Origin of the sequence: Salinimicrobium sp. TIG7-5_MAKvit (genome assembly GCF_049569215.1) — a bacterium.
Classification (GTDB): Bacteria; Bacteroidota; Bacteroidia; order Flavobacteriales; family Flavobacteriaceae; genus Salinimicrobium; species Salinimicrobium profundisediminis.
The window spans coordinates 1,613,906-1,627,549 of the sequence record NZ_CP145903.1 but is presented as its reverse complement, the minus strand read 5'-3'; the positions used below and the strand labels follow the sequence as shown (position 1 = coordinate 1,627,549).

Here is a 13,644-nt window from a genome sequence, read left to right as displayed (position 1 = left end):
GCTTTTTTTGTCAATTTCAGCCTATAATATTACTTCTAAATACTTCGGAATGAAAAACACCGGCCAGTTATTTGTATTACTATCTTTTCTTTGCGTAAACGCACTTTTTGCCCAGGAAAATACCCGGCAAATGCTGAAGCAGAAAACAGAAAAGCAGCTTGAGGAGATCTTCAACAACTCTCGAGCTATTACGGGTATGGTAGCCATAGACCTCACTTCCGGGGAGAAGATCAGCTGGAATCCTGATATTCAGTTTCCGCAGGCCAGCTCCATAAAAATTCCGATCCTCATGGAAGTCTTTAAACAGGCCTATGAAGGTGAATTTTCCCTTTCCGATCCTTTGCCTGTGGATACTGAAAACACTGTAGGCGGTACCGGGATCCTAAAACATCTTGAAGATCCTGCACCTTTAAGCATTAAAAACCTCGCAATTTTAATGATCGCCCTAAGTGATAACTCTGCCACCAATGCGCTGATTGATCTGGTAGGTATTTCAGAGGTCAATAGCACGCTAAAAAGCCTTGGGGTAAACAACACCCTTCTACAGCGAAAAATGATGAATTCTGCGGCTTCTGCAAGGGGCGAGGAAAACCTGGCAACACCGGGAGAGGCTGCAAAAATCCTTCAGCTGTTATACAATGGAAAATTTATTAATCCTGAAGTCTCTCAGGAGATCATAGAAATACTGAAAACGACCGGCAGGGAAGACAGCCGACTCGCTGCCGGAATCCCCGAAAGCACTTCAATAGCCTTCAAACCCGGATTTATTGACGGAGTTTCTACAGAATGGGCGATTGTTCTATTGGAACAGCGGCCATATGCCGTTGCCCTGATGGAAAGTTATAAGCTTCCCGGAGAAGCCGAAGAGGTGATGGAAGAGGTGTCAAAAATTCTGTTCAACTATTATTGGAGGATTGGGAGTGCCAGTGAATATGGTACCTATGTAAGACAATGATCAGCAAACAATGATCAATTAGCAGGGAACAAATAACAGGCTCAGAAATTATTGGGCTAAAGCCCTGAGGGTGGTTGTCTTCTTTACCCATGGCTGAAGCCATGGGCTATTCAAATGATTTTTGAATTCTGGGTCTCTCTATTTCTGCGGCAACAACTCCAGTACTACCAGGTAGGCACAATGATCTGACGCGATTTCATCACAAACTACTTTCTTCTCAAGCACTTTCCATCTGTTTTCAGGAGAAAACATGATATAATCTATCTTTCTTTCAGGTGCGTGGGAAGGGAAAGTAAATTCTGGAGCTGCTTTGTCATAAGTTGACATCCACCTTTCTTCAAAGATGTTGATGGTCTCACTCCCTGGAATGTCATTTAGATCACCGGCAAAAAGGGTTGGGAATTTGTCATTTTTGAGAAGTGAGTTGATCCTTTTTGCCTGTGCTAACCGGTCAGGGCTGTTTTCCACATGATCTAAATGAGTTCCAATAATTTTGATTGTGTCTCTGCTTCCCAACACCATGTTTGCGGCAACAGCGATTCTTGGTTCTTTGCCAGGAGCACCTGGTAGCGCTATTTTGCCGGTTTCTAGGAATGTTCCGCGGTAAAATAGAGACTGTCCGTATTCTCCGCCGTCAAAATCCATTGCTTTGGCAAAAATGGAAGACATTCCTGTTTTTAGTGCCAGTTCAGTATTAATATCCCGCTTCTCGACTCTGTTGGTCCTGAAATCTACTTCCTGCAGGGCAATGATGTCTGGCTGTAGTTCATTGATCACTTTAGCAACCACATCAAGGTTATTGTCCCTGTTGGTAGTGGCACCATGAAGAATATTATAGGTAAGAACGCTTATCACCATTTTCCCCTCCCCGGCTTCCTGGCTATTCCCTGCAGTACAAAATAAAAGCAAAAAGAGGAAAATTGAGAGATTACGCATAATTACAAAAACAACTATTCAATATCAAATCTATAAAATCCACCACCTTTATCCCAGCTGCAAAAAATAAGGGTTTTGCCATCGGGAGAAACTCCTATTCCGCGGGGTTCTGCGCCATCTACTTCTGGAAGTTCGATCGTCCACATACGTTGTTCTTTTTCATCTCTAAAATGAAAGGTGGAAGGCGCAATACCACTTGCCCGCACCGCTGCAAAGAGTCGGCCATCTTCCATGATCTCAATGGCACTGGAACCCGAAGCTGTACTAACAATATCTTTTTCTTTTTTGTAACTAATTCCGTCTTCAGAACTGAATTTCTGTATGATGGGGCTGCCCGGATCGGGGAAATAAAGGATTTTTCCATCATGGCCCATATCAAAAGTACGGGAGAGGATTCTGCTTTCCAATTGGAGCGTTCTTACCAGTTCAAAGGTCGTAGGATCATTTATACTTTGCTTCAGCACATAATTGGGGTCATCTCCAAACAAAGACATTGCATAGATTTCTCCCGAAGCTGAAGCCCTGGGTGCGGTAATTGCCCTTTTCCCTTCGGGAACCTCCCATACTGCAAGTCCTTCTCCGGTTTGGGCATTGATCTTAATAAGGTGCCGGTTCCTTCCCACCAGGATATTTCCATCGTTATCTACTCCAATGCCATTAACAGGTCGCAGGTTGTACGTTTCCTGGTTGATTTTCACCTCTGTTAAAGGGGAAAAAGGAACATCATCCCCATTGCTGTCTTTGATGATCAATCCGCTGTTATAATCGGCCAGCCATAGCTTTTCCATATGATCCCATTCGGCACCATACCCGGCACCTGAAGGATGGATCTTTCCGGAAAATTTCAGTTTTGGGGCGGGTACTTCAATAAGGTCATCAAGGGGCTGTGTGCTTTTCATCAGCCGCAAAGCTGCAACAGGTCCCGGGCTTATATTTTTACCATCTGTAGCGGTGACCCTGTGGTAAAATCTCACCGGTTCCCCTTCCGAAGCATTTCCGAGGAAATTAAACCAATCCTGCTCGGTTAATTTTATGCTGTTGCTGCGACCGGAATACTGCTGAAAAATGACATTTTTGAAGCCTTTGTCTGTAGCCACTTCGTATTTGTAGGAAACAAAATCCCCGTCGGGATCAATTACTTTCTCCCACTGTAGTTCGTAAAGTGCTTCCAGGTTACGCAGCCCGTAAATATTCTTTTCCTGATGGGAAGTAATTTGAGGCGCCGGCGGCAATTTGTTATTTTGTGGGTATAATTGTGCGCGAAATGTTCCTGAGGTGCTCTCTACCTGTACGTATAGTGCGCCGACCGATAAATATTCCTGAAGATCACGGCTGGCAGGCATCTCTCCCGATATTCTGGCCCCACTTCGGCGGGATTTCAGCTTAAGGGAAAGCAGTTTTCTCCCTTTTTCGGTATGGCGACCCAAATATAGATCGGCAGCTACAGCTTTTCCAGAGAGGTCCTGGAGGGAACCTTCAAAAATGACATTTTTAGGACTAATTTTTGCAAGAACTTTGCCAGTGGCTTTTTCTGCTGTTGAAACCGGATTAAATATACCTTCAGCAGAAGAATTTACAGCCACATCCTGCCGCAAAATATGACCGTTCACCCCAAAAACTGAAGCTGGCAACTTCTTTTCATCAAAGATCTTCATCTTACCGGCATCTGGGGTTTTGATCTCGTAGGTGGTGTAAGCAATGGAATCATTTTCTTTAAAAATGTCCATTATAGTAATCGTGTTGACGGGTGCATCTTCGAGAGTAAGCCAGCCTCGCGCGCCCGATCCTGCCGCTCCGGTATTAAGAAATTTCAGGTCTCCTCTTTTTCCGGGGTAGTAGGCGTGCTGGTGCCCGCTAATGTAAGTGTGAACCTTATGTTTTTCAAGGAGGTTTTGCAGTTTTTCGGGCTGCTGGAGTACATTTCCTTTAGAGTCTCTTTCCTGTGCCACGCTGTAGAGCGGCATGTGGCCCAAAACAAACCTGTAACCGGCATTTTTTGCTTCCGGAGTTTCAAATTGCTGCTCCATCCAGGCCAGGTTTTCCGAAGTAATTTCTGAAGATGAGGCATCCCAGGAAACAAAAAAGACCCCGTCCTTTACGAATGAATAGTAATGAGGAAAGGGGGTCTTATCAATAAAATTTAGGTTGGGCAAATTGTCGTTCCAGTACCTGGCTGTCATCGCTCTTTCCAGCTTATAGGAGCGTGGGCCGTCGTGATTTCCCAGGGTAAAGGCGAAGGGGATTTTGGCATTTTTGAGAGGTTGGGCAATATGCTCATCAAAACCGGCCCACATTTTTTTAAGGAGAAGGCTGTCATTAATCCCCATACCGGCTACCATGTCGCCACCACAAACCACAAGATCTGGCTGCCATAAGCGTGGAATCCTGTTGATGATGCTATCTACCTGCCACTCATAATTTGCAGCCCCCAGCCCCGAATTCAAATCGCTTATTACCGCAATTCTCACATCACCGCGCGCTGGCAACACCGGCGAATTGGTTGTTGCCACTAATCTTATTGCATCGGCAACAAGACTGCCTTCCTTTCCTGCACCAATGATCTCAAGCGAATCTTTAGCGCCCAGCTGGTAAGTTCCTAAAACGTTCCATTTTCCCTGGGTTTTAAGGCTGCTTTGATCTACATAAACCGTATCGCGGTTGTGGGCATGATGTATCACGTAAGCCGCTTTTGAAGTGTTTTCTTCTTCATTGACTGTCCACCAGGCTGCCAACTGGTAATTTTTCTGCGGAAGGCTGTCAAACTTATAAATAGCCTTGTTGTAATTTAGACCTGCTGAAGTTGTTCGGGAAGGGGTATTTCCGTAGTAATTCACGGCGTTACTGTTCTTCCAAAGCCCAAATTCGCGATAATTGTCACCGGAAGTATCATAGTAAAAGATTTCTTTTTCTTTAGCCCGAAGTTTTTGGGAAAGCACAAGCGCACTTGCATTTTTGCGCAAACTGTTACGGTTGCCGCCCGTAATATCTGCCGGAATATTCACCACTTCGTTCTTTGCTACCATAGCCGATGAGCCGCCGCCATCAAGATTAAGGGCTTCTTTGGCTCCTGTCATTTTCATAAGAATGGCAAGTTCGGGTAAAGTGACACCGGCACTGGCTTTTTGCCTGCCGTCTACAACCATCATAATCAAATGCTCCTGCCCGTCATAGCCAATGGCTGTTCTTGGATGCCGTATTGTGTGGCTACCTCCAAAACCTTCTTCTTTTGTAGTTACATTTATTTTACCATCTTTTAATAATACAGGGCCGCCACCAACTGCCTGGGTGGCCGAAAAGGCTTTTCCTCTCTTTCCCTCTGGGAGTAAAATATTAAACGGGATTTTATCTTCTGAAGCTAAGGTCCAGGTGATTTGTGGCTTGGCGTTTAGCATTCCAAAAGCTCCCCTGGGCGTCTCTCCCGAGGGGCCGGGAGCTATAATTTCACCATCAGATATGAGCGCACTTACCGATGAGGTTGCGGCAAAATACCCGCCGTTAATGGAGAGTATTCCGTTGTTGCTGTCGTGAGTTTGTTTTGTGGTCTCACGATGGGTATTGCTGCCAATAGCCCTTAATTTCAAGTTTTCATCCTTAAGATTAATCCTGGCATATACTGCTTTCACCGGGGCACCATCGGCTAAACTTCCGAAGCCATCAAAGATTTGAACTGAAGCCGGAAGCAAGATATTGAGGTCTTCCCTGGGTTGCCAGTCCAGCTTGATTTGCTGCGCAAAAAGGGAATTGATCCCAATCCAGAAGAAGAGGAGTAGAGAAATTGATCTTGTGTACATGTAATTTTATTTCCAGGTTAAAATCACCACTTTCCCATCCATTGTCGAAGCGATCAGGGATTTTTTGTTTATAATCCTAATAGTATTGACCATAGAATGGTCGATCTTATACTTCCAGTTTATTGCTTCGGTTGTGGGATTGAGGCTGTATACAACGCCATTTCTGGTACCAAATATGATCTGCCCATCCTGTTCAAAAAGCATGGAAGGTACGTGATCATAGCCAAATTTGGCATTGATCCTTTTAAGCAATTTTGGTTCCTCTTTTTCAGTAGCAAAGATCACCACATCATCATTCATAGTCTTTCCAAAAAGGCGTTTTCCATCTTTTGAAATTCCCAAAGATTCTCTTACTGTAGCTTCATTGGTTCTCCAAAGCGTTTCTCCTGAATTTGCATCTATTGCAGAAAGATACCTGTCTGGAGCCACAATATACACCACTCCGTCTTGTGCTACTGGAATAACCATGGCAGGGGAAAACATACGGTTTGGCGAATCATTGTTCCATTTCCAGTTGAGGGTCCCGGTTTCTTTATTAAGCGCGTAAAGATTCCTGTCCCAGGCACCAAAGATCACCTGGTGTTTATAGATAAGAGGCGTGGAAACAACCGGGCCATTGAGGCCTTCAAAAACCCATTTTTCGGCACCTGTTTTAGCATTTAGCGCACGGAATTTTCCATCACTTCCACCAATATACACAACACCGTCTTCAACAATAGGCGAGCCCAAAACTGAATGTTCTGTTTTTGTTTTCCAATTAAGTTTTCCTGAAGCTGCTTTGAGGGAATAAATATTTCCGTCGCCAGATCCAAAGATCACAGTATTCCGAAATATGGCAGGAGAAGAGAATATTCCGCCTTCAGTCTCAAAGCTCCACACGGTTTTTCCTGTTGCTTCAGAAAGGGCTTCTACTTTCCCGGTGCTGTTACCAAAAATCACCATTCCATCAATATATGCCGGAGTGGAAATCACATTGGCATCGGAATGGTACTCCCATTTCTTTTGAACCTGTGGGAAAGAATCATTCACGGCATAAGAAGGTCTTTCATAGAGGTTGTCATTTTGAAAATCTCTATTGCCAAGTGGAATTTCCCGCCATGCATCAGCAGTTTCGCCTCCGGGAGTACGCTCTCTAAAAATGGCATTTTCAGAAGTTATTTCTACAATGTTATATCCGCCCACTTCCTGCCCGACCCGAAGATTTGACCTTCCCATAGTTCCTGGGATACCTTCAAAATCGAGGGCTTTGTTCCTGTGTCCATGGCCACAAATGGCAAATTGTGTATTATAATTTTTCAGCCGGTCTATGGCTTCATACCAGTTGTCAAGGCTGTTGTCTAAAGGGTAATGGTTAACGAAGATAATAGGTTGATCTTTGGGAGTCTCCTCAAGTACTTTGTCCAGCCAAACAATGGCATCTCGTGGAATATGCCCGTCTGACATTCTTACATAGGGACCCGAAGCATTACCTATGAACTTAAAGCCTTTGTGCTCAAACACAAATTTGTCATATCCAAATTCACGGATAAAACTCACTCCGCCAGATTCTGACCAGCCGGTGTCATGATTTCCGGGCAGGATGTACCATGGAATTTCCAGCTGATCTATAATACTTTTAGCAAGTTCAATTTCTTCATCGGTTCCCATTTCGGTAATATCACCGGTGAGCAGGACGAAATCCAGGCCTTCAAGGCTGTTGATGTCTTCCACTGTTCTTTGCAGGTCTTCTTCGGCCACGCCATTTGGGGAGCCAATATGGGTATCGGTTACAAAAGCGAATTTAAATTCCTGCGCCTGCAGGCAAAGGTTGAAGAAGAATAGAATTCCGAAGAAGATCTTTTTCATTCCACTAGTTTAAAGTTAGTACAGTAGGTATTGGGCTCTTTTTTGCCTGAAGCTTTCCAGGCCATTTTTCCATTGCGCAATAATCTCTTCAGGTGAATTTCCTGCGTCGAGCATCTCACGCACTTCAGAAGTTCCTAAAAGTCCCTCGAGACGAGGTTGCCGCCACGCCATTTTTTCAGGATAAAGGGTTTTTAGAGCATGCAGAATATAGACACCGGCTTCGGTCGATTTAAAAATGTCACGGTCTGTTACGAGCATTTCCACACCATTTACCTGCTCTCCCAGAAATTTTGGAGGATAGATCTTAATTCCGTCAACGATACTGTCGGGCATAAACATGACGGGGCGAAAATCAACACCTTTTAATTTATAACTGTTCAATTGATCTGCTAATTCCCGGCCTTTTACCCATGGTGCCCCAATACGTTCAAATGGATAGATAGTACCACGCGCTTCGGAATATTCTGTGCCTTCAAGGAGGCAGGTAGCGGGATAGACTACTGCTGTTTGTAGCGTGAGCATATTGGGAGAAGGCTTTACCCAGGGTAATCCTGTTTCGTCATACCACTGATTCCTTTTATAATTCTGAAGGGGAACCACGGTTAAATTGGCCTTTTTCAAACCTTTTTCTTCCCTTTCACCATTGTACATCATGGCGAGTTCTCCTACCGTCATTCCGTGAGTAACAGGAATAACACCTATACCTTTTTCCGCATCAAGGGCTTTGCCCACCGGCCCATCAACATAAGTGGCGGAAATAGCATTGGGACGGTCAAGAACAATGAAAGATTTGTTATTTTCGGCAGCTGCTTCCTGTACCAGGAGCATGGTTTTAATATAGGTATAATATCGGGCTCCTATATCCTGAATATCAAATACAACCACATCTACCTGCTCTAACATTTCGGGAGTGGGTTTCCGTGTTTTTCCGTAGAGAGAAATAATAGGGAGTCCTGTTTTGTTGTCTGTACCATTGGCAACATGAGTATCTTCTTCACCTCTCAATCCATGCTCGGGGCCAAAGAGTATATTTAATTCAACATCTGGATGGTCATTCAACAAGTCGATAAGGTGAGTGCCATCAGGTAATAATCCGGTATGATTTGTAACCAGCCCCACTCTTTTTCCTTTTACCAGGTGAGCAAAGGCCGGAGATAAAAGTTGCTCGGCCCCAATTTTTACCCGGGGATTGTGCAAGTCCTCCACCTTTTTTCTAAGCGCAGGCAACAGCCGGTAGAGGTCTGTGCCCGGGCAGGTAGTCTCTGCCTGATCTTTGTGTCCTGAAATAGCTTCTGCAGGGATCTTATATTTCTCAGCTATAGCCAGTACAAGTTTTTCGAGGTTCTCTACTTGTTTGTCGTTGATCTTTTCCTGGTTGAAATTTCCCTCTACCACAACCAATGCATGGCCGTTGAGGTTATAATTGGTATTGGAATCTCCCTGATACTCAAGCTCCCTTCCTTCAGCTACACTGCCATCAACACCAATGTAAAAATGGTAGGGCACATCGGGCCACGGCTTTTTAGGAGTACCGTCCCCCAAAGCTCCTTCACTGTAGGAAAACTTCTGAAGGGCCTGTAACTTTTCTGAAGTACTGCGATCTTTATTCTGGAATGTGCCCGTGTGGTGAATAGTGATCATACGGGGAATGTGCCGGATAACTTCCATTTTTGGAGGGTTTGCCTGCCATTCCTTTCGGGTTATAATGTCTATACCTTCTACCTCTATTTGCGCTGTGGCAGAGTTACTAAGAATAAGAAGGAGTTGAACCACTAAGGCAAAAAAGAGAGCTTGAAATCGCATTTTTTAAAGGTATTTTTGATAAAGATTATAAAGGATCTTAAGGTCCTCGTCTGTTAATTCAGAATTGATGTCCTTTTGAATAAAATGGATCTTGAAAGATTGAATAGCTGCATCTAAATCACTAACATCATAACCAATTACCCGCAGGGCGAGTTTTGGATCTATTGTTAGGTGAAGGGAATCTGTTTCTTTACCTTCTTGTACAACCTCACTTTCTTTAAGATCAATCTCCCTGATCTTATTTACCGGTACAAGGCTATCTCCAATTACTTTTGGTTCCACCTCAATATCATCATACCAGTGGCCAAAACCTTTTTTAGCCAATTTCTCCCAAGGAAAATTAGGGTTTGGATCTACTTTCCTGCCGGGGGCAATATCTGCGTGACCAATAAAATTGGCAGTGGGAATGTGGTGTCTTTCTTTAAGAACACTCAATAACTCTACAAGGCTTTCAATTTGAGCATCGGCAAAGGGTTCAAAGCCATTATTATCTAGTTCTATACCAATAGAGGAGGAGTTAAGATCTGTATCATTACCCCATTTCCCTGCGCCAGCATGCCACCCGCGGTAGAAATCGTTGAGCATTTGGTAAATTTTGCCGTCACGACCAATAACGTAATGAGAACTTACAGAAGTGCGGCGAAGGGTAAAGGTTTTTAAGGTATGGTCAACAGAATTTTGTGCGGTGTGATGAATGATCACGTAATTTGGTTTTCGCAAACTAAAATTCGTAGTGCCTACAGGGTAGGGGCCATAATCCAGCAGTGTGTCGTCTGAATGTTGCTGCGGAAATGTTTTTAAATTCCGTGCATATTCCCGGGCCTGCTTTTTATGTGCGCGGTTGGTTTTTGAATAAGGGTTGGTACCGCAACCTATTAGTAGGGCTAACAGGAGGGTACCAACCCAGATTAAATGATTTTTTCTCATCTTAAAACTGCCACTTGACAAAGGCTTCCATGGCTTCGTAATTTGCAAGGCCTAACTTGTGGTAAGCCTTTGCTGTTTCACGATTTCTATCTTCTGCTCTTTGCCAGAATTCTCTTTCGTCATCTCCCGGGAATACAGGACGGTCTTTTTGTGACTGGTGCTGAAAGATGGCATCGCGTTTTCTTTGCACTTCCTGAGGCGATAAAGGAACTGCCATTTGTACTTCATGAGTTTCAAATTCATGCCATGCACCACGGTACAACCATAGCCAGGTATCTTTGATCCAGTCTTCAGTTTCTTTTAGTCGCTTTAAGGCTTCTACCACAATATTGAAACATACCAGGTGGGTGCCGTGTGGATCGGCAAAATCTCCTGCTGCAAAAACCTGGTGTGGTTTTACTTTCTTCAGCAAGTCCATGGTAATTCTCACATCTTCATCTGTGGGAGGGTTTTTCACCGTTTTTCCGGTTTCATAGAAAGGGAGTGCCATAAAATGGATATTGTCATCTTGTAATCCTGCATAACGCGCTCCTGCGATAGCTTCTGTCTTTCTTATAAACCCTTTTACATCCCTTATTTCAGGAAGGTCTAATTGGTTTGGCTGCTTGGTCTTAAGGAAATTCCGCATTTCATCGTAGATCTTTTCCAGTTTGCTGCTGTCTTCTCCAATACTTTTGTTGAAGTCAATCGCAAATTCCACATAACGCAAAACGTCGGTGTCCCAAACGGCAGTATTGCCAGAGGTTTGATAAGCCACGTGCACATCATGTCCCTGATCTACCAGTCTAATAAAAGTTCCTCCCATAGAGATCACATCATCATCTGGATGAGGGGAGAAAATAAGGGAGCGTTTTTGAGCAGGTTCAGCTCTTTCGGGGCGCTGTGAATCGTCGGCATTGGGTTTTCCACCCGGCCATCCCGTAATAGTGTGCTGGAGCTGATTAAAGACGTTGATATTTATGTTATAGGCTGGCCCTTTTTCTGTAGCCAACTGTGCCATTCCGTGAGTGTTGTAATCTTCATCGGTCAACTTCAGGATGGGTTTATTGACTTCATCCGACAACCAGATGACTGCTTTGCGAATAAGGTCATCATCCCAGCTACAGTCTTTTACAAGCCACGGAGTATTAAAACGGGTTAGTTCGGCAGCGGCATCTTGATCGAGGACAAACTCAGTATTTTCTGAAAGCTGCAGGTAAGTGGCAGGGACCTCGCCTGAAATTTCTCCTTCTACAGCTTTTTTAATAATAGAGGCTTTTTTCCTGTTCCAGGCCATAAGGATAATTTCCTTTGCCTTAAAAATGGTTCCAATTCCCATCGTGATGGCTTTTGTTGGAACATTTTCTTTTCCTCCAAAATCCCGTGACGCATCCCGCCTGGTAAGATCATCTAGCGTTACAAGCCTTGTTCCGGAGTTTGGGGCCGATCCTGGTTCATTGAAACCAATATGCCCGGTTCTACCTATCCCCAGTATTTGTAAGTCTAATCCTCCCAGTGCCTCTATTTGGTTCTCATATGCAATACAGAAATCTGCAATCTCTTCTTTTTCAAGTGTACCATCGGGAATATGGATGTTCTCCTTTTTGATATCAATATGATCAAAGAGGTTTTCTTTCATAAAAGTCACGTAACTCTGCCGTGACTCGGGATTCATGGGGTAGTACTCGTCAAGGTTAAAGGTGATGACATTTTGGAAACTAAGGCCGTCTTCTTTGTGACGGCGAACCAGTTCTTCATAAACCTGCACCGGAGTAGCTCCAGTTGCCAGGCCTAACACAGCCATTTCTCCCCGATCCTGCTTTCTTTTTATCAGGTTGGCAATGCGATTGGCAACTTTAAGGGAGGCTATATGTGCATTGTCATAGACACTAACGGGGACTTTTTCAAAACGTGTTTCTTCAAGAAGATTTAATCTTGCCATAGTATTTGTAGAGGTATAATGTAGTATGATATTTCAGTTTAATTATTGTTTATAAGGCTTATTTGTTTGCCAAATATATTTTCCATCACTGTGGCCACCGATCCCAGGAGAACCGAATCTTCACCCAGGTTGGAAAGAGAAATTTTGGTTTTTTCTCTCAATTGAGCCATACAGTAGGTATTGATAGACTGTTGGATAGGTACTGTAATGAATTGGCTGGCCTTAGCAAATTTTCCTTCCAGAATGATAAGTTCTGGGTTGAAGAGCTGAATAAGAATAGCCAGGCCTTTCCCTAAGTTTATTCCAATTTTAGAAAGTATGTTTATTGAGAATTGATCTCCCATATTAGCAGCCTCAATGATCTTTTCGGGCTGTAGATTCCGCAGGTCTTCTTCAGAAAGCAGGTTTAAGCTAGTGCTTTCTCCGGCTCTTATTCCTTCCTGTGCCATTCTAGTTAAAGCCAGGCCCGAAGCTACTGTTTCCAAACAACCTCTTTTACCACAGTGGCACAATTGCCCGTCATCGATTAAGGGTATATGTCCAAATTCACCGGCAAAACCCGACGAACCCTGGTAGACTTTCCCGTCAATAATGACTCCCAGGCCAATTCCCCAATCCATAGAAATTACCAGAACATTCTCCAGGTTAGTAGCCATCCCGAAATTAGATTCTGCCACACAGGCACTTTTTGCATCATTCAGAATGAAGATGGGTTTGTTGAACTTGCGTTTTAGGATGTTTTCAAGAGATTCAGATTCTTCTTCCTGAATAAAATAAGTGAAATTCCTTCCTTCTTTTGAAGATACCAACCCCGGCATGCTTATTCCTATGCCCAGCAGTTTTTCAATGTCTATACCCGAAGTTTCTATGAGCTTGTTTGCTTCCCCATAAATATGATCTACCAATCCAACCTCACTTCCCAGCTCAAAAAAATCTTTATAGTCTGCAACCTTCTTGTTGTGGTTGTCAAAAATGGCAATTTTGAGCCTGGATCTTTCCAGCTGAATTCCCATTACATAAAAGCTGTTGCCTTCAAGATTGTAAAGATCGGGCTTGCGGCCACCTGCAGATTTTCCTCTACCGCTTTTCTTTACCCAGCTTTCGTCTATAAGTTGATTGAGAAGCCTTATAGATGTTGGTGAGCTAATATTGAATCGCTCACAAATCTCGGTGTTGGTTTTAGGGCCTTCAAAATAGAGATTCTTTAAGATCTTTATTTTCTGAAGGTGTTTTTTTCGCTCTACGTTACTGGTTAGCTCTTCGTTTTTTATAAAAAGTTCGTCGATGTTCATAGAATTTTAGAAGCTGCTTTAAGCAGGCTGATTGAAAATTAAAAGTAGGATAAAATGAGATTACAACCAAAGAACTTAATCAAAATTTTTATAAAAGTTATTTTATTTAATAAAAATTTATATTTTTATGCTGAGATAAAATCCACATTATTTACGAAACTTCTGAAGAAGTAG

At 43.4% G+C, this 13,644-nt stretch carries 8 protein-coding genes; 1 reads left to right on the top strand and 7 read right to left on the bottom strand.

Features of this window, described 5'->3' with window-relative positions; genetic code table 11:
* The first annotated feature begins 49 nt into the window (after positions 1-49).
* Positions 50-955, top strand: coding sequence for a serine hydrolase (locus tag V5739_RS07335; protein WP_423820227.1), 906 nt, complete (start codon positions 50-52; stop codon positions 953-955).
* Positions 956-1,093: 138 nt separating this feature from the next.
* On the opposite strand, the gene V5739_RS07330 is transcribed toward V5739_RS07335, so the two are convergent.
* From V5739_RS07330 to V5739_RS07300, 7 genes are read right to left on the bottom strand one after another with little or no spacing between them, the layout of a single operon-like run.
* Positions 1,094-1,891, bottom strand: a complete 798-nt coding sequence (locus V5739_RS07330; protein WP_423820226.1) for an endonuclease/exonuclease/phosphatase family protein — start codon at positions 1,889-1,891, stop codon at positions 1,094-1,096.
* Between the two features lie 14 nt (positions 1,892-1,905).
* Positions 1,906-5,682, bottom strand: coding sequence for a phosphodiester glycosidase family protein (locus tag V5739_RS07325; RefSeq protein WP_423820225.1), 3,777 nt, complete (start codon positions 5,680-5,682; stop codon positions 1,906-1,908).
* Positions 5,683-5,688: 6 nt separating this feature from the next.
* Positions 5,689-7,527, bottom strand: coding sequence for a PQQ-binding-like beta-propeller repeat protein (locus V5739_RS07320; protein ID WP_423820224.1), 1,839 nt, complete (start codon positions 7,525-7,527; stop codon positions 5,689-5,691).
* Between the two features lie 15 nt (positions 7,528-7,542).
* Positions 7,543-9,330 carry an exo-beta-N-acetylmuramidase NamZ domain-containing protein gene (locus V5739_RS07315; protein WP_423820223.1) on the bottom strand — a complete coding sequence of 596 codons (1,788 nt, stop codon included), beginning with the start codon at positions 9,328-9,330 and terminating at the stop codon, positions 7,543-7,545.
* Between the two features lie 3 nt (positions 9,331-9,333).
* A complete protein-coding gene (locus V5739_RS07310; RefSeq protein ID WP_423820222.1) occupies positions 9,334-10,257 on the bottom strand; it encodes an N-acetylmuramoyl-L-alanine amidase in 924 nt (307 codons plus the stop codon).
* A gap of 1 nt (position 10,258) precedes the next feature.
* Positions 10,259-12,178 (bottom strand): glucosamine-6-phosphate deaminase, encoded by a 1,920-nt coding sequence (gene nagB / locus V5739_RS07305; protein WP_423820221.1) that lies wholly within the window; start codon positions 12,176-12,178, stop codon positions 10,259-10,261.
* 38 nt (positions 12,179-12,216) lie between these two features.
* Positions 12,217-13,470 carry an ROK family transcriptional regulator gene (locus tag V5739_RS07300; protein WP_423820220.1) on the bottom strand — a complete coding sequence of 418 codons (1,254 nt, stop codon included), beginning with the start codon at positions 13,468-13,470 and terminating at the stop codon, positions 12,217-12,219.
* Positions 13,471-13,644: the final 174 nt, after the last annotated feature.

Bases quoted from the DNA above. Each gene is read 5' to 3' on its own strand.
- V5739_RS07335 (WP_423820227.1), top strand. From the start codon at position 50: ATGAAAAACACCGGCCAGTTATTTGTATTACTATCTTTTCTTTGCGTA.
- V5739_RS07330 (WP_423820226.1), bottom strand. From the start codon at position 1,891: ATGCGTAATCTCTCAATTTTCCTCTTTTTGCTTTTATTTTGTACTGCA.
- V5739_RS07325 (WP_423820225.1), bottom strand. From the start codon at position 5,682: ATGTACACAAGATCAATTTCTCTACTCCTCTTCTTCTGGATTGGGATC.
- V5739_RS07320 (WP_423820224.1), bottom strand. From the start codon at position 7,527: ATGAAAAAGATCTTCTTCGGAATTCTATTCTTCTTCAACCTTTGCCTG.
- V5739_RS07315 (WP_423820223.1), bottom strand. From the start codon at position 9,330: ATGCGATTTCAAGCTCTCTTTTTTGCCTTAGTGGTTCAACTCCTTCTT.
- V5739_RS07310 (WP_423820222.1), bottom strand. From the start codon at position 10,257: ATGAGAAAAAATCATTTAATCTGGGTTGGTACCCTCCTGTTAGCCCTA.
- nagB (WP_423820221.1), bottom strand. From the start codon at position 12,178: ATGGCAAGATTAAATCTTCTTGAAGAAACACGTTTTGAAAAAGTCCCC.
- V5739_RS07300 (WP_423820220.1), bottom strand. From the start codon at position 13,470: ATGAACATCGACGAACTTTTTATAAAAAACGAAGAGCTAACCAGTAAC.